This window comes from Nocardia veterana NBRC 100344 (assembly GCF_000308855.1).
Lineage (GTDB): Bacteria > Actinomycetota > Actinomycetes > Mycobacteriales > Mycobacteriaceae > Nocardia > Nocardia veterana.
The window spans coordinates 1-22,320 of the sequence record NZ_BAGM01000024.1; the positions used below are offsets into that span (position 1 = coordinate 1).

Sequence of the window (22,320 nt, forward strand, 5' to 3'; positions counted from 1 at the left end):
GCATGATGCCGCTCGGCGGTGGTGCCGCGGCGGCCGCCCGCAGCGCCGGCGATGCCGGCGGCGGGGTTCCCGGCAACCTGGTGAACGCGCAGCACGGCGACGAGGTCGTCGGCAATCTCGAAGGCGTCACGCCACCGGTGGTCGGGGCCACCGATCAGGCCCCGGAGCCGCCTCCGGACAAGGCGCTCACGCTCTGACACGGTCCGAATACAGGAGGTAATCATGGCCCTCAGTGGTGTGGAACTCGACGGTGTCCGGTTCGACGCGGCGGCGGCCTCGGCGGCGGCGCGGCGTCTCGACAGCCTGGCCGACCGGCTCGAGGCCGGGATGCGTGCCGACGAGGCCGCGTTGACGGTGGCGCCCGCCGCTGTCGACGAGGTCTCGGTCCGGGCGGCGCAGACGATGAACCAGGTGGCCGCGTCCTATTCGGACAGCGCCGCTGCGGGGATTCTCGAGCTGCGCAAACTCGCCGCCACCGTCCGGTCGCAGACCGGGCAGTTCGCTCGGAGCGAGGACGAGAGCGTCGCCGAATTCGGTGGGGCGGTTTGAGCCGATGATCGAGCCACCGCAACCCGGATTCACCGGAGTGGTCTGGCCCGCGCGCGAGCCGGACCGGCTCGCGCGGGATCTGACCACCGGGCCGGGCGCGGTCCCCATGGCCGAGGCGGGTGCCGCATGGTCGCGATTGGCAGCCGAATTCGGCGCTGCAGTAGTCGAATACGATCAGATCGTCGCCGGCCTGCGCGGCGCGTGGGAATCCGCGAACAGCGGGCCGGTGCTCGACAAGGTCGCGACGTTGCGCGACTGGCTCGCCGACGCCGCCGCCGCGGCGGCGGCCAACGCCCAGCGCGCCGGCATCCAGGCCGCGGCGTACGAGGTGGCGCGTCTGGCCATGCCCGATGCCGGGGAACTCGCCGCGCTGCAGACGATTCAGCAGGCGCTGCGGCAACTCGGCGTCTCCCTCGGCGCACCGGTGCGGGCGGTCGCCGCGGGCGCCGACGAGGACACCGATATGGCCAAGGCGGCCGCCGCGCGGGTTATGCAGACCTACGAGGGCGCGACCGCACCGCTGGCGGAACCGTGGGAGCAGCAGCAGCCCCCGGTCATCGCCTCGGCGGCCGCATTCGAATCCGAACAGGCCGCGGCGGCACCACCGGGCCGAGCGGCCGTGAACGTGCCGGATATCGCGGCGGCGCCGCTGCCGGCGGGGGCGGCCGTACCACGGGTGTTGACGGCCTACCGGCCCACGGCCTTCGTGGCGGCCACGCAGACGACGGAAACCGCGGTACCGCAGCTGGTTCCGGCGCAGCAGGCAACCGCTGCGTCGCCGCTGCCGTATGCGCCGGTGGCCGCGGCCGCGAACGCGGCTGAAGAACAGGAGCACGAGCCGCGTGCCGGGTACGCCGGCGCGGATATCGGCGCCGATCTGGGCATCGTCGCCGCACCGGCGGTGCTCGGCGAGGCGGCCGGGCAGGGCAGTGGCCGCGCCGTCGCGAAGGGCGGTGCCGCATGACCGTGGTGACCAACGACGGAGTGCTGGTGCTCGCCGAACGCCTCGGGGTGCAAACTCTGCCACTGGTGCTTTCCGTCGGCCCGCAACAGGATTCGTTCGACGAGTGGGCCGAGGCGCAGCGTCGCGCGGCGGCGGCGCTGACCGCCGCCGGCGTCATCGACGCGCACGGCGAGGTGGAGCGGGACCTGGCCACCGCCCTGCATACGCTGGCGCAGCCCGACCGCGAACTGGTGGCACGGGTGTTCACCCGGGACCCGCACCCGATCCGAATCTGCCTGGCGCACCGCGGCGGTCGGCACGCGCTGGCGGTGCGCACCGGAGACGACATCGATATCCGGCCGGTCTGGGCGGACGAACCGAGCGCCGCCCTGATGCGGCCACTGTTCGCGGCGCTCGGTCCGTGCGCGCCGGCGGAGGTGGCCAATTTCAGCGCGCCCGCCGACGAGGTGGCCGAGCGCCTGGATGCGGCGCAGACCTCCGCCGACTACGCGGATGCGGTCTATGCCCTCGGTGTCACCGGCAGCGACGCCACCGCCTACGGTCTCGCCTTCGCGGACTGTCATGCCTACGCCGAAATCGTGGCCTACGCCCACGACGACGGCGTCACCACCCGAGCCCCGGGCGCGGCCGTCGTCTACGACACCGGTCGCGGCCGGATCGTCGCCGCTCCCGGTCTGGCGCCGGACCGGCGAGTGTGGTCGACCGTCACACCGGGCACCGACCACCGTGTCGCGCAGGCGATTTCGGCACTGATCGAAGCACTGCCCGGGGGGAGGTGGGTAGACCGATAGTTGCCCAACGACCCGAGCGGTAACTCAGTGAACTCCCCGGAAAGGTTTGTCCCAGAAACCTTTGCGGGCCGTGTCATCTCGCAATGAAAGGTTCCATCATGGTTTACGTTGATCCGGCTCTCGCGAAGAAGGCCGAACAGGCGATGGCGGCCGCCGTCGACAACATGCGCAGCGCCCTGCACAAGATCGACACCGACGTCACCAACGCCGCCGGCTGGCGCGGCGATGCCCGCGACGCGTTCGGCGCGGCCGCCGAGGAGTGGGGTAAGCAGTCGCAGAAGATCCACGGTCTGCTCGACCGCATCACCCAGCAGGTCGGCCACGGCTCCAAGCAATTCGAGCAGATGGAGACCGAGAACCACTCGGAGTTCCAGCACCTGATCGGCCTCTGAGCAACCGCTCGCGGCCACACCTACCGATCCGCCTCGACAGGAGACAGCAATGAGTGGTGGCACTCAGGAATACAAAGCAGCCGAGATGACGCAGCTGTTCAACGACCTGAACAGCTCGCACGGCAACCTGCTCACCTACGGCAACGACATCCACGACGCCAAGGGCATTCTGCAGAGCGCGTGGGAGGACAACAAGGCCCACGAGGATTTCATGGTCGTCGCCAAGCAGTGGGACGACGAATACCAGCACACGCTCGAGGTGCTGCAGCGGGTCGCCGGGGCGGTCGAGAGCGCGCTGCACCGCGCGCTGGGTACCGACGGCAAGATCGGCGACGGCTTCGCCGGCCTCTGACCGCACGCCTGACGGCCGGCTCCCCGCTTCGCCGGGGAGCCGGCCGTTTCGTCTGTCAGCGGGTGGTGACCAGCGATTCCCCGATGTACCGCATCTCGTCCGGGGTGGTCACCATCTGCACGGTTGCCTGGGCCGCCGGGGTCCGCACGGTGATCACATTGGGTGCGGATTCATCTTGGAACAGCGTGACGTTCGGGACGAAATGGCCGCCCTGCTCGTGCGGCGAACGGATGTGCACGATGGTCGCGCCGCCGCTGGAGGAGGCCGGAACGATGCCGTCGAAAACGAGCACGGTGGGTAGGTGGAAGGTGGGCCCGGAGATTCCCGGCGCGATCACGTGCGAGCCGGTTCCGGACAGTCGTGGAGCGAGTGAAAGCAGCTGGGGCGCACCGATATTGCGCACCATCGACTGCCACGCCTCGGGTCGGTCGGTATGCACGATGCTCCGCGCGCCGAGCGCGATCGCCCGCAGCACGACCTGCTGGGCGAGGTCCAGCTTCCCCACCACCTCGACGTGCCGGGTGCCCTCGCCGACCAGCGGCACCGCGATGCCCTGACCGGTGGCGTCGGCGCCGATCAGCTGACCGCATCCAGCGGTCGGCACCATGATCTCGGCCAGCGCGGTGATCGGGCCGCGGTGACCGGGATCCGCCCCACGGCGTGCCCGACTGCCGATCGGGAGGGTGTCCAGCAGGGTGGGTAGTTGCCGGCCGGGCAGTGCCCGCAGACCGGGTACGGGCGGCGCGGTGTAGGGCGTGGTCGTATCGAAACGCACCACCGCGTCGAGAACGATCGCCGCGGGCGCATCGGTGCGGCCGGATCGTTGGGGCGCCGGCTTCAGCCGCAGACTGACGGTGGTCGCGACGCTCGGGGTGGCCCACAGCGTGGCGAAGCTGGCGGAATCGATGAGCTCCGAACCGATTTCGTAACTGGTGAGATGCAGTTCGCCGCAGCGCAAGGCTTCCGGTGTCTCGTCCAGCTCGTCCAGGGTGTGGCCGTGCAGGAGCCGGCGGACGGCGCTGTTCATCTCGTTGGCGGTGAGGACCGAGACCTCGATATCGCGGGCGGCCAGCCGGTTCGCGACCCGGCGGGTGGCGATGACGGCCGTGCGGATCGTGCCGGTGGCGCCCCCGCCGCGACTTTCGACCGCCTCGGCATTGGCCAGCGGGTCCAGTCGCAGCACCAGCCACACGGTGCGATGGGCGATGGCGGGCAGCGGTCCCAGGATCCGGTCGTACAGTTGCGCGACGAAACCTGTTCGGGCGGTGCGGGAACCGGTGCTGATCACGTCGATCGAGGTGAGGGTGATATCGAATTGCCCCAGGCAGCGGGCGATCTCGGCCAGCGGCAGGAGCTGATCGGTGCTCAGGGCGCCGCGGCGCAGGAGTGTCAGCGTGTCCGGCGGCGGCTCGATCCGCAGCATGGTGATCAGCCGGTCGCCGTCCCACCGCAGTCCATAGCTGCCGCCCTCCGGCAGTGGAACGTCGAACGGTTCCGGGTAGCTGCGGTCGCGGTCGCGTCGACGCCGCCACCGGTAGCCCAGTACGAGGGCGCAGATTCCGGCGACGGTCCGCGGGTCCCGGCGGCGAACCGGGGCCAGGGCGACAACCGCGACCGCGACGCCGATCCCGGCCGCGGCGACGACCGGCAGGCCGCCCGCCAGCGCACCCCACGCGGCCGCGGCGGCCAGCAGGAGCACCGGAATCACCAGGCGCAGCGGATACGCGCGTAGCAATGGAAATTCCGGATCGCGCAATACTTCTGCTGTGCGTGAATGTTCGGGACGTGGCGATGCGATGCGGGACGGAAATAAAATTCCGTCGGAGTTGGCTCTGGCTTTTACCATTGTTTCCCGATTGTTCACAGCGGTACGGCCGTCATTGTGTGGTCTTGTGATTCGGCCCTTACTATCGGCGGGCGAGTCGGTTTCGCCGCCGTAATTACGGTACCGTGTCGAATGATAAAGGCGCAGTCGGAGTTCGAGGTGTCGGCGTTCCCGGCCGAGAAGGCAGCCCGCGTAACCACGTAGGGTCACGCCGGACGCCGACCATGGATATTGTGGAGTTTGCGTGCCGGCACAACTGACGACCCGGGCTCAGGTCAACGGGTATCGCTTTCTGTTGCGGCGCCTCGATCACGCCCTGGTCCGCCGCGACGTCCGGATGCTGCACGATCCGATGCGCTCGCAGTCGCGTTCGCTGCTCGTCGGGGCGGTACTCGGCGTACTCGCGGTGGCCGGGTGCGCGATTCTGGCCTTCCTGCGGCCGCAGGGGTCGATCGGTGACGCGCACATCGTGATGGGCAAGGAGAGCGGGGCGCTGTACGTCGTGGTCCCGGACGGGAACGGCGGCGATCCCGACAAATCCAAGGTCACCCTGCACCCGGTGCTGAATCTCGCGTCGGCACGACTGATCACCGGTTCCGCCGAATCACCGAAGTCGGTGAAGGACAGCAGGCTCGGCTCCCTGCCGCGCGGGCCCATGCTCGGGATTCCGGGGGCCCCGGCCGCCCTGCCCGGATCGGGGCAGGGCGCACATTCGGCCTGGGCGCTCTGCGATTCGGTAGCGCTGTCGCCGACCGGCAGTGCCGCGGGCGCGACCGGCGCCACCATGACGGTGCTGGCGGGTCGCCCGCGGTTGGACGATCGGATCCGCGCGACGAATCCCGATGAGGCGCTGCTGGTTCGCCGCGGGGACAAGACCTACCTGATCTACGACGGCAAACGCGCACTCGTCGATCCCCGCAACACGGTCATGTCCCGATCCGTGGATCTGTCGGTGCGGCCGCGTCCGGTGACCACCGGCCTGCTCGACGCCACGCGGGAGGTCGCACCGCTGGCCCCGCCGCAGATTCCGCGGGCCGGCGAGCGGGGGCCGGGCAAACTGGCCGGCGTGCCCGTCGGCGGCGTGGTCTCCGTGGGCAGTGTCACCGATCCCGGGCGCCCGAATCTGTACGTGGTGCTGAGCGACGGTGTGCAGCCGGTGACCTCGTTCGCGGCGCAGGTGATCCGCAACGCCGATTCGCACGGAATGAGCGAGATCCAGCGGATCACACCGGATCTCCTGGACGGAATTCCGGTGGTGAACGCGCTACCGGTGGATCAGTTCCCTCAGCGGACCCCGAAGATCCTGTCGGCCGAGGACGCGCCGGTCGCCTGCGTGTCCTGGGCCGCGTCGGCCGCGGGTGACGGGCCCGCGAGCCGGGCGATGATCAGCCTGCTGGCGGGAAATCGGCTGCCGCTTCCGGATACGGCGAAGCCGGTCACGATGTCCGGCGCCGGCACGCCCGACCATGTGGACGCGGTGTACGTGCCGCCGGCCACGGGTGAATTCATCCAGGTGACCGGCATCGAGCCCGACAGCCCCCGCCGGGACGGGCTGTTCTATGTGGCGGACAACGGCATTCGCTACGGCATCCCCGACCGGGCCACGGCCGCCCAACTCGGCCTGGAGAAGACCCCGCGCCTGGCGCCCTGGGCCATCGTGGGCCAGCTCATTCCCGGCCCGACCCTGAGCCGGGCCGACGCCCTGGTCAGCCACGACACGTTGCCGCAGGCCGGCTGACCACGGGCGGTCCGATTACTCGACGGACTGCAGGGCAGGCGTGACCGGCAGGCCGAGGGAGCCGATCAGTCCGGTCAGCGCGGTCCGCATATCGGAGGCCTCGATGCGCATCAGGACCGATTCGTCCACCGCGCTCAGATCCACCGAATCGTCGTTGGCCAGCCGGAATTCGCGTTCCTCCTCGGCGGCTTCGATGACGTTGCGGATGAAGCGGCCGTTACCGGCCTGGTCGACGCCGCGGCGTACCTGCCCGCTCTGATCGGTGCTTTCCACCTGGTAGAGCGTTTCGCACGCATCGACGAGCAGCCGCAGCGCATCCTCGGACAGCTCCGAATCGCGTTTGGCCGCCACCAGCCGGCCGATCTGCCCGAGCTCGGCGGCGGTGTAGGATGGGAACTGCAGGCGTTTGGAGAACCGGGACGCCAGACCGTCGTTCGCGGCCAGGAACCGATCGATCTCGCCGTCGTATCCGGCGATGATGACCACGAGCCGATCCCGGTCGTTCTCCATCCGGGCCAGCAGCGTGTCGACCGCCTCGCGACCGAAGGCATCGCCCCCGGACAGGCCGGTTTGGATCAGCGTGTACGCCTCGTCGATGAACAGCACGCCGTCGAGCGCCGAGTCGATCAGCGCCTCGGTCTTGATCGCGGTGCCGCCGAGATGCTGAGCGACGAAATCCGCGCGCTTGGCCTCGACGACCTTGTCCGTCTTCAACAGGCCGACGCCGCAATAGATCTTGGCGACGATCCGGGCGATCGTCGTCTTACCGGTTCCCGGCGGGCCGGTGAAGGCCAGATGCTGTCCGCGCGAGGCGCTGGCCAACCCCTTCTCGGCGCGGATCTTGGCCAGCTGGGCGCTCGACTGAAGCTTCGCCACCTGGGTTTTCACCGCCGCCAGGCCGATCTGCTGATCGAGTTCGGCACGCGCCTCGGCGAGGATGCGCTGCGCCCGGTCCGCGCTCTCGGCCTGCATGATCGACTCCGTCGAGGGCGCCGAGGCCGGATCCCAGCGATCGGTGCGGGATTCGATCTGCTCGGAGCTGGTGAGGGTGAGCCGATAGCTGCGGTCGCGCATGGCCTCGGTATTGGCGGCGAAATCCGGGGCCAGGGAGTACACCTTCTCGAACAGCGCTTGGGCCTCGGTCTCGTTACCCGTCTCGCGCAGGCACAGGCCGCGGCAGAACATCGCGGTGGTCCGGGCGGCCGGAATCGGGCCCGCCTCGGCCTGTTCCAGGCGCCGGACAGCTTCACCGAACAGGCCCAGCTGGGCGCACGCCGAGCCGACCATCACGTGCGCACCCGCGGCCAGGAAGGGGTCGTCCCATTCGGCGGAAGCGGCCAGCACCGACATCACGTCCGGCCAGCGTTGGGTGTTGTAGTGCAGTACGCCCCGGACGTAGGCGCAGATCCGATCGTCGGCCTCGCGGTCCTGGTCGCCCAACTGGCCGCGCCGGTGCTCGGCCAGTTGGTCGAGGACGCGCTCGGCCTCGTCGTACTGCCGGCCGGCGATCAGCTGTGCGGCGTAGGCAGCGCAGATCTCGGTGTAGTTCGCCAGCGGGTAGTCGATGTACAGGCCCGGCAGGAACCGGCCGGCCAGCACGCGCGGCGTCAGTCCGAGGCGGCGTTGTTCGCGGTAGAGCGTGGTGGGGCCGGTTCGGTAGAGGTTGAACACCACCTCTTCGGTCACCTCGCCGGCGGCGGCCCGGCCCAGCCACGCGTCGCACATCGTCGGATCCCACTCGGTGGCACGCTGGAAGGCCAATTTGGCGTACTCGAGATCGCGGACCGACTCTTGGCCGTCGATACTCAGGCCGAGCGACAGGATTCCAGCGTCGAAGGCGCGCTGTGCTTGGCGGTTGCCGCTCATTGATTTTCAACCCCGAAATCTTCGTTTGCGATATTGCGTGCGTTCATCCCTACGCCAGACTACCGATCGCGTCGGCGAGTTCAGTTCGATAGATTAGGTTTTGCGGCCGAATGGTTGCAACGTGAGTGTCGTCAAAAGTGAGGTCGTTTCACCGGTGTTCACGAAAGAGTGGGGAGAGGGCCGGAATTGACGGAGCCGTCGGTGACCGGAACTCGTACGGTCGAACCCGAATTGTGCCGGGTTTCCGTCCTCGGCGGAAACACTCAACTCGACGTCGGCCTGCCGGCGACCGTGCCGATTGCCGCCTTCATCGGTGATCTCGTCGAATTGATCGAGTCGCGGACCGCGGACGTGCGGGAATCGGACGACGGTGTCGTGCCGTTGCGGACCCGGCACTGGACCCTCGCCCGGCTCGGCCGCGACGCGATCGCCACGAGCCGCACGCTCGCCGAAGCCGAGGTGTTCGACGGCGAATTGCTCGTTCTGCGTGAGGTTTCCGCGAAGGAGTCGCCGGCCCTGTTCGATGACGTCATCGATGCGGTGTCGCGTCTGACGGCGGCGGAGTTCCGGGGCTGGTCACCGGCAGCCGCGCGCTGGACCGGACTGGTGGCCGCCACGCTTGCGGTGGTATCGGGGCTGTTCGTGCTGGCGGTGTCGCGCGCACACCACGCGGGTGTCACCGCCGCGTTCCTCCTGGTCGGCTGTGGGACGGCCGCCGGGGTGGCCGCCGGATTCGCCGCCCGCCGATACGGCGACGAGTTGACCGCCACCTGGCTGGCGCTGGCCGCGATCCTGCTGATGTCCGGCGGTGCGGCGTTGTTCGTGCCCGGTGAACTCGGCAGTCCGCAGCTGCTGCTGGGGTTTTCGGTCATGCTGGTGGTCGCGGTGATCGGCTACCGCGCCATCGGTGTGGGCGCGACGATGTTCGCGGCGGCGGCTACCGTGGCGGTCTTCGGCGGGATCGCCGCCGCCGTGCATCTGATCGGGTATCCCGCCCCGCCCAAGGTCTGCGCGGGCCTGGTGGTCGCCGGTATCAGTGTGATCTCCCTGGTGCCCCGGCTGGCCGCCGGTCTGGCTCGGTTGCCGGTGCCGCCGGTGCCGACGGCGGGCGCCGCGATCGATCCGGCCGATCACGAGCCGCGCCCGACCATCGAGGGCATCGGCGCCATCGGTGCGACGGCGCTGCCGTCGGCGGTCGGGCTGGAGCTGCGGGCCAAGGCGGCCAACCGGTATCAGTCCGGGATGATCGCCGGCTGCACGATCGCGGCGGTCGTCGGCGCGTTCGGCGCCGCGGATCCGTTCGGTCAGGTGCGCTGGCAGGGCATCGCGCTGGCGCTGGTGACGGCGGTGGTGCTGTGCCTGCGGGGCCGTTCGTTCGCCGACCTCACCCAGGCCGCGACGCTCATCGCGGGTGGCGCGGGCATCATCGTGGCGGTGAGTGTCGGTGTGGCACTGGGAAATCCGGACTATCAGGTGCCGGCGGCCGGGATGTTGCTGCTGTTCGCCGCGGTCGCGGTGGGGTTCGGGGTGATCGCCCCGCACGTGGAGGTGACTCCGGTTACCCGGCGGGCCGGTGAGATCTTCGAATACCTGTTGATCGTCGCGCTGATCCCGCTGGTGCTGTGGATCATGGACGTGTACTCGGCGGCCCGGAACATATGATCCGCCCGGCCCTCGGTTCTCGGCTGCTCCGAACCGCCTGTGGCGCAGCGATTCTCGGCGCGTCGATGATCGTCTCGCCGCCGGGCGCCGCCGCGCTCGCACCGCCGTCGATCGACCCGGGTGCGCTGGCCGCGGCCCAAGCACTGGCCGCCCATCCGGCCCCGCCCGACCCGACCGAGCAGAAATCCCTCTGCGTCGAGCCGACTCTCGCCGGCCCGCCGCCGCGGGACGCCCCGATCGCCCAGCAGGTGCTGGATCTCCCGGCCGCGTGGAAGTTCAGCACCGGTGCCGGCCAGAAGGTGGCGGTGATCGATACCGGTGTGAGCCGGCATCCGCGGCTGCCCGCACTGCAAGCGGGAGGAGACTACGTTTCCGACAGCGACGGCACGGTCGATTGCGACGGTCACGGCACCCTGGTCGCGGGAATCATTGCGGCCCAGCCCGGTCCGGACGACGCCTTCGCCGGAGTGGCTCCGGGCGCCGAGATCCTGTCCATCCGCCAGCTCAGCCAGGTCTACGAGGCGAAGAGCAGCGGTGCGCGCAAGGCGCCGGGCACCATGGCCGAGGGCGGGTACGGCACGGTGCTGACGCTCGCCGCCGCCGTCGTCCGAGCCGTCGACCTGGGCGCAACGGTCGTCAACATCTCCGAGGTGGCGTGCAGCCCGGCCGGTGCGGACAGCGCCGATGCCGCATTGGGAGCCGCGATCAAGTACGCCTACGACCGCAACGTCGTGGTCGTCGCGGCAGCCGGGAACCTGCAGCCGGGCGGTGCGTGCGAGAAGCAGAACACCGGGACCGGGTGGGGTTCGGTACAGACCGTCGCCACACCCGCCTGGTTCACGCCGTACGTGCTGGCGGTGGGGTCGGTCGATCCGGACGGCAAGCCGTCGGACCTGTCACTGTTCGGACCCTGGGTCGGTGCCGCGGCGATCGGCCGCAAGATCGTGTCGCTGGACAGCAGGCCGGGCGGCACCGGACTGGTCGACAGCGTGCAGACCCAGGAGGGGCCGTCCGATATTCAGGGCACCAGCTTCGCCGCGCCCTACGTGGCCGGACTCGCCGCCCTGGTGCGCGCGCGATATCCGGAGCTGAGCGCCGGGCAGGTCATCGACCGGATCCTGCGCACCGCGCACGGACCCGGCACCGGCCACGACGATCGGGTCGGCCACGGCCTGATCGACCCGGTGGCCGCGTTGACCGCGGAACTTCCGCAGCTCCCGATCGGCGCCGCCGCCGATGTGCCCAAGCCCGTCGCGGCGCCCGTCTGGCCGGCCGGACCCGACCCCCGTCCGCGCCGGATCGCGGTCATCGGGTCGATCGTCTGCCTGGCGGCACTGGGAATCGGTGTCGCCGTGGCAATTCCGTTCCGGCGTCGCCTGCCCGGCGATGCCGATCCGAATCTGGACTGAGTGACTATGGCAACCGAAGGATTCGTCCGACGCCCCCGCATCGCCCCGCCGCGTCCGCCGGGGGGTGAGGTGGCGCTGAGCTCGCCGCCGGAGGTACAGCGGCCGGTGCCGGCGCCGCTGCTGATGAAGCTGATGCCCGTGGTCATGGTGGTCGCCGTCGTCGGCATGGTCGCCATGATGGCGATGATGGGTCGCAGCCTGCTCAGCAACCCCTACATGCTGATGTTCCCCATGATGATGCTGATGTCGATGGTCGGGATGATGGTCGGCATGCGGGGGATGGGACCGAAATCCGCCGGCGAACTCAACGAGGAGCGCAAGGACTACCTGCGCTATCTCGACCAGATCCGCAAGCAGGTCCGCCGGACCGGGTCCGAACAGCTCGAGACGCTGGCGTGGAGCCATCCGGAACCGGCCGACCTGTATTCGGTCATCGGCACCCGGCGGATGTGGGAGCGCCGCCCGGCCGATCCGGATTTCGGGCATGTCCGCGTCGGGGTCGGAAGTCACCGGCTGGCAACGAAACTCGCCCGTCCCGAGACGGGCCCGGTCGAGGATCTGGAACCGGTGTCCACGGTGGCGTTGCGCCGGTTCGTCCGCAGCCACTCGGTGGTGCACCACCTGCCCACCGCGGTATCCCTGCGCGCCTTTCCCGCCATCAACATCGACGGGCCCACCGAGGATGCGCGCATGCTGGTGCGGGCGATGTTGATGGAGCTCACCGCATTCCACGGCCCCGACCACCTCATTGTCGCCATCGTCTGCGCCGACCCGGACGCGCCCGCCTGGTCGTGGGCGAAATGGCTACCGCATCTGCAACATCCGTCGCAACGCGACGGGATGGGGTCGGCTCGCATGATGTACCGGTCCCTGGGCGAACTGGAAACCGCGCTGTCGGCCGAACTGCTCGAGCGCGGTCGGTTCATGCGCAACCCGCAGCCGACGCCGGGCCGGGTGCACCTGGTGGTCGTGATCGACGACGGCTACGTCAACGGCACCGAACGCTTGATCAGCGAATCCGGTCTGGACTCGGTCACCGTCCTGGATCTCACCCCGCCGCAGGCGGGTCTGGCCGCCCGGCGTGGCTTGCAACTGGTGGTCGCCGGCGGCGAGGTGTCGGCGCGCAGCGCCGCGGGGGTGGAGAAGTTCGCCGACACGGATTCGGTGGGCTTCGCCGAGGCGGAGTCGTTCGCCCGCCGGCTGGCTCGCTATCGGATCGCCACGGCGGCGCAGATCGTCAGCCTGGGCGACGACACCAGCGCCGACCCCGGTCTGATGGCGCTGCTCAAGATCCCCGATGCCGCTCAGATCGATCCGGCGAAGGTGTGGCGGCCGCGTACGCCCCGGGAACGGCTCCGGGTGCCGATCGGCATCACCCCCGACGGCACACCGGTGGAACTGGATATCAAGGAGTCCGCCGAGAACGGCATGGGTCCGCATGGATTGTGTATCGGCGCAACGGGTTCCGGTAAGTCGGAATTCTTGCGCACGCTGGTGTTGTCACTGGTCACCACGCACTCCCCGGACGCGCTGAACCTCGTCCTCGTCGACTTCAAGGGCGGCGCCACCTTCCTCGGCCTGGACCCGCTGCCGCATGTGGCGGCGGTGATCACCAACCTCGAGGAAGAGCTGTCGCTGGTCGACCGGATGAAGGACGCGCTGGCCGGTGAGATGAACCGGCGCCAGGAGCTGCTGCGGTCGGCGGGCAACTACGCCAACGTCACCGATTACGAGAAGGCGCGCAACGCCGGAGTGCCGTTGGATCCGCTGCCCGCACTCTTCGTGGTGGTCGACGAGTTCTCCGAATTGCTCTCGCAGAAACCGGATTTTGCCGACCTCTTCGTCATGATCGGCCGGCTGGGCCGCTCGCTGCACGTCCATCTGCTGCTCGCCTCGCAGCGCTTGGAGGAGAACAAGCTGCGCGGACTGGACTCGCATCTGTCCTACCGCATCGGTCTGCGCACCTTCTCGGCCAACGAGTCGCGCGCCGTACTCGGCATCACCGACGCCTACCACCTGCCGGCGGTGCCGGGTTCGGGATATCTCAAGAGCGACGCCTCGGATCCGTTGCGGTTCAACGCAACCTACGTCTCCGGTCCGTATGTGGCCCCGCGTGGCGGCAGCGGCAGCGTCGTCGAGGCCGACGAATACGTCGATCAGCCGCCACGGGTGTTCACCGCCGCACCGGTGGAGCTGCCGGAGATCGCCACCGCGCCGGCCGGAAAACCGGGCCTCGCTCGGCCCGAACTGCCGCCTCCGCCGCCGGCGGCCCAGCCGGACGGTGCGGAGGGCGGCATCCCGGAAACCCTGCTCGAGGTCGTCGTCCGACGCCTGACGGGCCACGGCCGGCCCGCGCACGAGGTGTGGCTGCCGCCGCTGGACGAATCACCGACGGTGGATATGCTGCTGCCCGACCCGGACTGGCGCTCGCCGGTCAACCGGCACGGGCAGTTGTGGATGCCGATCGGCATCATCGACAAGCCCTACGAGCAGCGCCGCGATGTGCTCACGATCAATCTGTCCGGCGCACAGGGCAATATCGCTGTGGTGGGCGGCCCACAGTCGGGAAAGTCGACGACCCTGCGCACCGTCATCATGGCCGCTGCCGCCACCCACACCCCCGAACAGGTGCAGTTCTACTGTCTGGACTTCGGCGGCGGCAGTATGACCGGCCTCGCCGGCCTGCCGCACGTGGGTTCGGTGGCGACCCGGCTGGATGCGGATCGGGTGCGCCGCACCATCGCCGAGCTGACCACACTGGTGCGCGAGCGTGAGGAGCGCTTCACCGAGCTCGGTATCGAGTCGATGGCGGAGTTCCGGCGGCGCAAGTTCTCCGCGCTCGACGCCGCCGGTCGGCTGCCCGACGACCATCCGCTGGCCGTCGACCGCTTCGGCGACGTCTTCCTCGTCATCGACGGCTGGGCCGTGATCCGCGAGGAATTCGAGGCCCTCGAGGCCGACGTCAACGCCCTTGCGGCACAGGGGCTTTCCTATGGCGTCCACGTGATGCTCGGCGCCTCCCGCTGGGCCGAGATCCGGCCGGTGATCAAGGACCAGATCGGCACCCGGATCGAGCTGCGACTGGGTGATCCCTCCGACTCCGAAATGGGGCGTCGCACCGCGGTGTCGGTACCCGTGAACCGTCCGGGGCGTGGTCTGACCGCCGATCAGTTGCACATGTTGATCGCCCTGCCGCGGCTGGATTCCGACTCCGATCCGCAGAGCCTGGCCGACGGTGTGGCGGCGGCACGCGAGCAACTGCAGGCGCTGTACCCCGGTCGCCGCGCGCCCGGGGTGCGGATGCTGCCCGCCGAGATCGAGCGGGAGAAGGTACTGGCGGCGGCCGCCGAGCGCGGCATGGCACTGAGCCCCACGCGCATCGCCGTGGGTATCGGCGAATCCGAATTGGAGCCACTGGTCCTGGATTTCGGGTCCGAACCGCATTTCATGGCCTTCTTCGACGTCGAATGCGGCAAGACCACCTTCCTGCGCAATATCGCCATGGGTGTTTGCGAGCAGGCCACGCCCGATCAGGCGCGGGTCATTCTCATCGACTACCGGCGCACCATGCTCGGGGTGGTCGACGACGATCACCTCGCCGGCTACTCGTCCTCCTCGCAGACGTGCGGCCCGATGGTCAGCGAGATCGCCACCTATCTGTCGCGGCGCATCCCGGGCTCGGACATCACCCCACAGCAGCTGCGCGACCGCAGCTGGTGGACGGGGCCGGAGATCTACATCCTGATCGACGACTACGACATGGTCGTCGCCGCCGGCGGCGGCATCAATCCGCTGCTGCCGCTGGTCGAATACCTGCCGCAGGCGCGCGACATCGGCATGCACCTCATCGTGACCCGACGCACCGGCGGTGTGTCGCGGGCCCTGTTCGATCCGATCCTGGGCGGTATGAAGAACCTCTCCGTCGACACCCTGATCGGTAGCGGACCGCGCGACGAGGGCCGGATCATCGGCGACGTGCGCCCGACGAAACTGCCTCCGGGGCGCGGCATCCTGGTCTCGCGCACGCGCGGGCAGGAGATGGTGCAGATCGGCTATCTGCCGCCGGTATGACCTGCGCCCGGACCGGCCAGCGCCGGCAACCACGCGTCGCTGCGTCGTTCGAACAGCGCACCCGAAGGTCCGGACGCCTGCGGCCCGGCGAACCGCACCAGCCGGAATCCGTTGGCGCGGTAGTACTCGTGCAGATCGGTGTTGGCCGTCCACGCGTCCAGGCGCACCCAAGCGCGGCCCTGGGCCCGAGCCAGTGCCGCGGCATGCGCCAGCAACGCGCGGCCGACGCCGCGCCCGGCGCAGCGTAGATCGACGATCATGTAATGCACGATCACCGACTCCGCGATCTCCTCCGGCGACCACAGCCCCGGGTCGGCGCGATGGTTGACGGTCACGGTGCCCACGGGTTCGCCGTCGAGCTCGGCGATCCAGGTTTCGCCGCCCGCGACCGCGCGGCCGACCGCCCTGGCAAACCGTTCGATCGGCAGCCCACGGCCCTGCCGTGTCCATTGATCCGAGCCTCGTGCCGCAAGCCAGGCCGTGCGTTGGAGCCGTAGTCGGCAAATGGTGCCGAGGTCGGCCGAACGGGCCCGGCGCATGCGGAGGGTCATGGTGAACCGGGCACCAACGAGTTACCGAAGGAATGGGAATTGCCCGGGGGATGCGGTGCACCCAGGGCCTTGCGGATCACGGCGGTGCCCTCGTCGCCGCCCAGTTCGTAGGCGAGCCGGTTGCGCGCGGCCAGGGAACGCTGTCTGGTCACCCGCATGATCCGCGTATTGCCGGCGCCGATGCGCAGATGATCGAGCAGCATGGTGCCGGTGCCGACGCCCAGGACCGCGGCCTCCTCGGCGGTGGCCGGACGCGCCACCACCGTGTCGCGGTGAGCGGTTTCGGGATATCCGCGGGCGGCCAGCCGACGGGTGGTGCCCTCCGGAATATCGTGCGGCGAATCGATTCCGGTGAGCTCGGCCAGATCGCGCGGATAGTAGCTGACCTCCCACGACCACGGCTCGTTGTCCAGATACTGCACGACGGTTCGCGCGACCACCCACGAGTCCTTGGGTACGCCGAGCCAGTGCGCGACATCCGTGCCGGCCGGTTCCATCCGGGCGCTGAACTGTTTGGCCGGTTCCCGGCCGGCGGCGCGGGCGATCTCGGAGAAGATGTCGTGCGCCGACTTCGGCCGGTCACGCCGAATGTGGCTGGTGACCACCGATTCCAGCACCTCCTGGCTCCGCACGATGGTGCCGCGGGACGTTGCTGTGTACAGCAGGTTTTCGGCGACCAGCACCTGGATCGCGTTGCGGGTGGTGGTGATCGAGACCTGCATTCGCTCGGCCAGCTCACTGTGGCTGGGCAGGCGGTCTCCGGGCTTGTATGTGCCGTTGCGGATCTCCTCCCGAAGGAGGTCCGCGATGCGTTGGTACCTCGGACCGGCGGCCATCTCGCTCCTCGGTTGTACCTTCAAGGAAAGAAAGTTTACTCTGCTGCCCAAGGGGCGAGTGTGACCCTTGACACACACATTCAGAGGTTTATTGTAATGAACGTCCTGACCATTGGTTGTACGGCGACGACGGCGAGGCAACGTGGCTGGTTTGGAGACGTCCCCGATGGTGGTCGTGGCAATGCCCGACACACCTCGAACACCAACGGCCGTCGAGTTCGCGGCGACCGAACTCCTCCCGAGTTCCGATCTGCTGTTGCGCGCGTGCCGGGGGCATCGCGTGATCGGTGGCCCGATGCTGTGGTTCGCCCGCGACCTGGCAGTCCTGTATGAGCGCAAGTTCGGTCGTGGCGGCTCCGTGCCCGACCCGGACTCCGCGGTGATCGTCGAAATCGACAGGCGCCGAATGGAATTGGTGATGGCGATCGACGACTGGATCGTCCGCACGGTCCCGCAGCGCCGCACCGGCGCCACCTTGCACACCGAAACCATCGGCGCGGTCATCGACCGGCTCGCCCAAGCATCGGTCCGTGCCCACCACGCCTTGATGACCCTCGACGCGAACGACGACGTCTTGCACGGCGCGTGGCACCACCTGGCCGAATTGGCCGACGGCTACGACGATCTCGTTCGCGACGTGCTCGCCGGCCGGCGCCGCCTGCCGACCTGGTGAGCAGGCCCGGCGGCTCGCCGATTCAGCGCGCCGGCATCCGGCACGATCCGGCGATCCGCGGTGCGCGACCGGTGCGCTGACGCCCCGGCAGCGGCGGGGCCGGACGCAACCGGGTCACCCGGCGCGGCCGCGGCCCACCCAATTCGGTGTGGCGAATCGTGTTCCAGCCGAAGGGCATCGGATGCACCAGCTCGCCCCGCTCCTCCAGTCGTTCGGCCAGCTCGGACAGCAGATCCAGCGCATCGGCGAGTTCGGTGAGGACATCGTCGTGCGGTCCGGCCTGCGCGCGCCGGTGGGGGCGGGGGCGCGCTGCCGCGCCGTCGATCACGATGTACCCGGCGTCGCTGTGTGCCGCCATCGTTTTGATGATCTCCACCGCCGCCGCGACCACCGCCGCGTCACCCGACTCGATCTCGACCTGCAGAAGCAGGCAGTCCACGAACAACTTCCGCACTCCGACGGCTGCCGGATCGAGGCCGACCGCGCACGGACCGGCATCGGTGACCTCGTATTCGAAGAGGTGGCAGCGATTGCTCACTATTCGCATCACACACCTCCGGTAGCGCACACCGTCATACCGGAAACCCTAGAGCGCTGATCCACCCAATATCAGTGTCGTATCCGACGCATTCAGTACTGTTTGCGACATGGATGTCGCGGTATTCGTCGTGGACGGTGTCGGAGACCTCGGCCTGGCCGCGGTCCTCGAGGTCTTCAACACGGCCAACTCGCTCACCGGGGAATCGGAGTCGGCGTCCGAACCGTGGCGAGTGCACACCGTGGCGCTGGGCACCAGCGTGCGCTCCGGCCACGGCCATCTCATCCCGACCGTGCCGCTCGACCGGATGCCCGACGACATCGGGCCGATCATCGTCCCCGCCGTGCTCGCGATGGACGCGGATGCGGTGGTCGATCTGATCGCCGCACCGACGAACCGGCCGGTGCTGGACCGCATCGCCGCCGCCCACAGTGCCGGAACGCCGTTGGCCGCCGCGTGTTCCGGAACCTTCTTCCTGGCCGAGGCCGGCGTGCTGGACGGTGTGCCCGCGACAACCAGTTGGTGGTTGAGTCCGGCGTTCCGGCGGCGCTATCCGCGGGTCGATCTGGACGAGGGCCGAATCCTGTGCCGCGCGGGCCGGATCGCAACCGCCGCAGCCGCACTGGCGCACGTGGATCTCGCGCTGGCGACCGTGGCCACGCACAGTCCGGCCCAGGCCGAACTGGCGGCCCGGTTACTGCTGGCCGGACACGGCGGCGAGCAACGCGAATACATCGTGCCGCGCGTGATCGCACGGGGGAATTCGCTGGTCGCCGCCTTCGAACGCTGGGTACGCGAGCATATCGCCGAGCAGTTCCGGATCACCGACGCCGCCCGCGAACTGGGCGTCACCGTCCGCAGCCTGCAGCGCGCCACACAATCGGAAATCGGGATGTCACCGAGGGATTTCGTCAACGAGATCAGGCTGGAGCGGGCCACCCGGCTGTTGCGCTCGACCGACGCCACGGTCGAGACCATCGCCGCCCGGGTCGGCTACCTCAACGCCGGCACGCTGCGCAGCCTGTTTCGTCGGCGACGCGGCCGCAGCATCGCCGAGGTGCGCGCGAGCGCGCTGGCCTGGCAGGATCGCGCGCTCGCTCAGTAACCGCCGAACCGGCGGTGGTCGGTGGCGAAATCGTCGGCCACCGTCGCGGCCAGTTCCACCAACGCGCGCTTGGTGTTCTTGTGCAGGCGGGCCAGGTCGATTTCGGCGCCCTCGGCCAGATGCGGGTCGTACGGGATCACGTGCACGGCCCGGCAGCGAGCCAGGAAGTACTCGCGCAGATGCTGGATCGCCACATTCGGCGATCCCTCCCGCGGCAGGTTGATCACCACGACGGCATTGCGGACCAGATGGTCGTGCCCGTGCAGGGAGAGCCAATCCAGGGTCGCCGCGGCACTGCGCGCGCCGTCGATCGCCGAGGACGAGATCAGCACCAGCGAATGCGCCAGGTCGAGCACGCCCGCCATCGCCGAATGCATCAGTCCGGTACCGCAGTCGGTGAGGATGATGTTGTAGAACCGCTGCAGGACCCGCAACACCTGCCGGTACTCGTCCTCGCTGAACGACTCCGAGGCGGCCGGATCCCGTTCACTGGCCAGCACTTCCAGCCGGCTGGTCGCCTGCGAGGTGTGCCGGCGGACGTCACCGTAGCTGCGAATCGTCTGATCCAGCAGCAGATCCCGCACCGTCGAGCGGGTCTGCAGCGGGACGCGCTGGGACAGCGTGCCGAAGTCCGGGTTGGCATCCACCGCGATCACCCGGTCACCGCGGATGGACGCGAAGATCGAGCCGATGCCCATGGTGGTGGTCGTCTTGCCGACGCCACCCTTCAACGACAGCGTCGCGATCCGGTAATCACCTCGCACCGGCTGCCGAATGCGCGCGACCAGCTCCTGCAGGCGTCGTTCCTCGGCGGACATCCCCGGGTTGATCGCGCCACCCGACATGTGGTGCACCGCGCGGCGCCAGCCCGAGCCCGGCGCCTTCTTCGCCCGCCGCATCGGGACGTCCTCGAGGGACGGGGTGGCGGTGCCGTTCGGCGGGTATTGCTGCGGACCGGCCTGCTGGTACTGGGGCGGCTGGTACTGGGGTGGCTGGTACTGCTCGGGCGCCGGCTGCTGCGGTGGCGGTGAAACGTATTGCGCCCCTTGGGTATACGGGTTCGGCCGAGCGTACTGCTCCGGCTGGGAATACTGATCCGGCTGCGGCTGCGGCTGCGGCGCACTCCACTGCTGCTGGGGCCCGGGCGTCGGACCCGTCGACGGCACGGCCGGTGGCGCCTGAGCCGCGGCCTGCCACTGCGCGTCCGGCGGCGCGTACCGCGGATCCGCCTGGTAGGGAACCGGATTCGAGTGCGGTACCGGAGCGGGTGTCGGCGCCTGCTCGTCGGCGATCGGCATCGGTGGCCGCGGAATCCGCGGCTGCGAAACTCCGTACGGGCCGACCGGCATCGGGCCCTGGGCCTCCGGTGCCTGTGGCATCGGTCCGGTCGCCGAGGGGGCGGACGATATCGGGATCGCGCCGGATTGCGGGCCCGGCACGGATTCCGGAGCTCGCATCGGACCCTGCGCGGTCGTGATGTCCGGCGGTGTCGGCGGGTACGGCGGCTGCTGATGCGGCACGGGTGCCGCCATGCGGTGTTGCCCACTCCACTGCGGGTCGGCGTGGGCGGCGTCGGCGCTCGTTCCGGTATTCGGACCGAACTCCGCGGCATCCGCCGATGACCGAGCGGAAGGCTGTGCCTGCGCACCGTTCGTACCGGCGGTGTCCGGCGCTGCGGCGACCGGCGGCGGCATCGAATTGTCTCGGGCTGCTGCGGCATCCGGGTGGGTGGTCGGCGCCGGAGCAGGCGCGGTGGTGCCGGAGATCGGGCTGCTGTGCGCAGCACCGGTTCCGTCGACGGGGCCTTCGAGAGTGGGCACAACCGCGCGATCGGGCGGAGTGCTGAAAGCGGGCCCGGGCGCGGGACCGCCGGTTCCGGAATCGGTCGGATGAGTTCCCGTGGCGGGACCCGGGTGCACCGGCCCACGTCCCAGCCAATCGGGAACCTCTTCATCCGCTCCGGCGCTCTGCGGGCTCGGCCCGAGCCCGGATTCCGCCTCGGCGGGTCGAACCTGTTCGCCGACGGAACTCGTGGCCCCGGTTGCGGATGCGTGTGGTGGCTGTCCGGTCTGCGGCGCTGCGACCGCCGGTTCCGGGGCCGCCATCTCGCCGGTCGCCGGCCCGGTGTGCGCGGCGGCCGTCGGCGCCGGACGGGAAGCGTCGGACTCGTACCCCTCGGGAACACCCAATCGCGGTGGCGGACCGCTTCGCTGGGCGGTCGGTGCTTCGGGCGCCCGGGATGCGGCCTGCGACCAATCGGGCAGTGGCGGCGGGGTGGGCGCCTGCTGCTGCGGCGGTGGTGGTGGCAGGTCGGGCCGCCGCGGCACCCGAACCGTCATCTCGGCATCCGCCGTTGGCGTCACACCGTGCGAAAGTGCTCGCGGCGCCGGGGGAATCGGTGGCTGCACCGGAGGTGGCGTGGTGGGGTGCGGGTCGGGTGCGGGCGCGTCCGGCGGCTGGGCGGGACGGTAGGTCGCGGGTAGCTCGCCCGATGCCGGTCCCGCGTGTGGCTGCGGCTCCGGCTGCGCGGTCGGCGGTTGCGCGAACGATGGCGCGGGCGGCTGAAACCCGTTGTTACGAAAGGCGTCCGGTGCCGGCGGGTGGTCGGTGGGTATCGGGGCGGCCGGCGGCTCCCAGGAGGGCGATGCCGGCGGCGCTCCTTCGGCGTGTGGTTCGACCGCTTCGCCCTTGTCCTTGCGCCAGGACTTGCGCTTCTTCTTGTCCGCCTCGGCATCCGATTTGCGGCCGAACAGGCGTCGCGAACCACTTTCCTCGGGGATGAGCTCCTCGTGTGGCAGGTTCTGAACCGGTGCCTCGTACCCGGTCTGCGTGACGTCGCTCTCGGACAGCCACGGCGGGAGCATGGGCAGATCGTTGTTGTTACGACTCACGGCGTGGCCTCGCCGGAGATCGTGGCGATCGGGTTCGAGGGCGCTGCGTCCGTCACTCGCTCGCTGCGCACGCTCACGGGTGTCCCCCTGGGATCTGCTGGACCGGT

17 protein-coding genes and 1 pseudogene are annotated in these 22,320 nt (G+C 69.6%); 12 read left to right on the forward strand and 6 right to left on the reverse strand.

Annotated elements, in window-relative coordinates:
- The 6 genes and pseudogenes from ON37_RS04200 to ON37_RS04225 all read left to right on the forward strand — a co-directional run.
- A pseudogene (locus tag ON37_RS04200) lies at positions 1–197 on the forward strand (hypothetical protein); the annotation flags it as partial.
- Between the two features lie 25 nt (positions 198–222).
- A complete protein-coding gene (locus tag ON37_RS04205; protein WP_040716893.1) occupies positions 223–549 on the forward strand; it encodes a PE family protein in 327 nt (108 codons plus the stop codon).
- Positions 550–553: 4 nt separating this feature from the next.
- The gene (locus ON37_RS04210; RefSeq protein ID WP_040716894.1) at positions 554–1,513 is read left to right on the forward strand and encodes a PPE domain-containing protein; all 960 of its coding nucleotides are present in this window, start codon (positions 554–556) and stop codon (positions 1,511–1,513) included.
- Positions 1,510–2,304 (forward strand): ESX secretion-associated protein EspG, encoded by a 795-nt coding sequence (locus ON37_RS04215; protein ID WP_040716896.1) that lies wholly within the window; start codon positions 1,510–1,512, stop codon positions 2,302–2,304. Before ON37_RS04210 ends, ON37_RS04215 begins: the two co-directional genes overlap by 4 nt.
- A 98-nt stretch (positions 2,305–2,402) precedes the next feature.
- Positions 2,403–2,696: a WXG100 family type VII secretion target gene (locus ON37_RS04220; RefSeq protein ID WP_157171347.1), complete on the forward strand. Its 294-nt coding sequence runs from the start codon at positions 2,403–2,405 to the stop codon at positions 2,694–2,696.
- A gap of 49 nt (positions 2,697–2,745) precedes the next feature.
- Positions 2,746–3,048 carry a hypothetical protein gene (locus tag ON37_RS04225; protein WP_040716901.1) on the forward strand — a complete coding sequence of 101 codons (303 nt, stop codon included), beginning with the start codon at positions 2,746–2,748 and terminating at the stop codon, positions 3,046–3,048.
- Positions 3,049–3,103: 55 nt separating this feature from the next.
- On the opposite strand, the gene eccE is transcribed toward ON37_RS04225, so the two are convergent.
- Entirely contained in the window at positions 3,104–4,804 is a 1,701-nt protein-coding gene (gene eccE / locus ON37_RS04230; RefSeq protein WP_040716903.1) for a type VII secretion protein EccE, read from the reverse strand.
- Between the two features lie 313 nt (positions 4,805–5,117).
- On the opposite strand from eccE, the gene eccB reads away from it, so the two are divergent.
- Positions 5,118–6,611 (forward strand): type VII secretion protein EccB, encoded by a 1,494-nt coding sequence (gene eccB / locus ON37_RS04235; protein ID WP_040716905.1) that lies wholly within the window; start codon positions 5,118–5,120, stop codon positions 6,609–6,611.
- Positions 6,612–6,626: 15 nt separating this feature from the next.
- On the opposite strand, the gene eccA is transcribed toward eccB, so the two are convergent.
- Positions 6,627–8,477, reverse strand: a complete 1,851-nt coding sequence (eccA, locus tag ON37_RS04240; protein WP_040716906.1) for a type VII secretion AAA-ATPase EccA — start codon at positions 8,475–8,477, stop codon at positions 6,627–6,629.
- A 201-nt stretch (positions 8,478–8,678) separates the two neighbouring features.
- On the opposite strand from eccA, the gene eccD reads away from it, so the two are divergent.
- The 3 genes from eccD (at position 8,679) to ON37_RS04255 (ending at position 15,619) form a co-directional block, all read left to right on the forward strand.
- Positions 8,679–10,139 (forward strand): type VII secretion integral membrane protein EccD, encoded by a 1,461-nt coding sequence (gene eccD, locus ON37_RS04245; RefSeq protein WP_245553024.1) that lies wholly within the window; start codon positions 8,679–8,681, stop codon positions 10,137–10,139.
- 65 nt (positions 10,140–10,204) lie between these two features.
- A complete protein-coding gene (gene mycP, locus ON37_RS04250) occupies positions 10,205–11,548 on the forward strand; it encodes a type VII secretion-associated serine protease mycosin (RefSeq protein ID WP_040716922.1) in 1,344 nt (447 codons plus the stop codon).
- 6 nt (positions 11,549–11,554) lie between these two features.
- A complete protein-coding gene (locus tag ON37_RS04255) occupies positions 11,555–15,619 on the forward strand; it encodes a type VII secretion protein EccC (protein WP_040716908.1) in 4,065 nt (1,354 codons plus the stop codon).
- On the opposite strand, the gene ON37_RS33975 is transcribed toward ON37_RS04255, so the two are convergent.
- Both ON37_RS33975 and ON37_RS04265 read right to left on the reverse strand, forming a co-directional pair.
- Positions 15,601–16,170, reverse strand: a complete 570-nt coding sequence (locus ON37_RS33975) for a GNAT family N-acetyltransferase (protein WP_040716910.1) — start codon at positions 16,168–16,170, stop codon at positions 15,601–15,603. The genes ON37_RS04255 and ON37_RS33975 overlap by 19 nt on opposite strands.
- Positions 16,167–17,006, reverse strand: a complete 840-nt coding sequence (locus tag ON37_RS04265) for a GntR family transcriptional regulator (RefSeq protein WP_051031190.1) — start codon at positions 17,004–17,006, stop codon at positions 16,167–16,169. The genes ON37_RS33975 and ON37_RS04265 overlap by 4 nt, the downstream gene beginning before the upstream one ends.
- A gap of 181 nt (positions 17,007–17,187) precedes the next feature.
- On the opposite strand from ON37_RS04265, the gene ON37_RS04270 reads away from it, so the two are divergent.
- A complete protein-coding gene (locus tag ON37_RS04270) occupies positions 17,188–17,679 on the forward strand; it encodes a DUF4254 domain-containing protein (RefSeq protein ID WP_083892717.1) in 492 nt (163 codons plus the stop codon).
- A 22-nt stretch (positions 17,680–17,701) separates the two neighbouring features.
- Here ON37_RS04270 and ON37_RS04275 read toward each other — a convergent pair whose 3' ends face one another.
- A complete protein-coding gene (locus tag ON37_RS04275) occupies positions 17,702–18,226 on the reverse strand; it encodes a hypothetical protein (RefSeq protein WP_157171348.1) in 525 nt (174 codons plus the stop codon).
- Positions 18,227–18,326: 100 nt separating this feature from the next.
- Here ON37_RS04275 and ON37_RS04280 point away from each other — a divergent pair, with 100 nt between their 5' ends.
- Entirely contained in the window at positions 18,327–19,322 is a 996-nt protein-coding gene (locus tag ON37_RS04280; RefSeq protein WP_040716913.1) for a GlxA family transcriptional regulator, read from the forward strand.
- On the opposite strand, the gene ON37_RS33980 is transcribed toward ON37_RS04280, so the two are convergent.
- Positions 19,316–22,213, reverse strand: coding sequence for a MinD/ParA family ATP-binding protein (locus tag ON37_RS33980; protein WP_245553033.1), 2,898 nt, complete (start codon positions 22,211–22,213; stop codon positions 19,316–19,318). The genes ON37_RS04280 and ON37_RS33980 overlap by 7 nt on opposite strands.
- Positions 22,214–22,320: the final 107 nt, after the last annotated feature.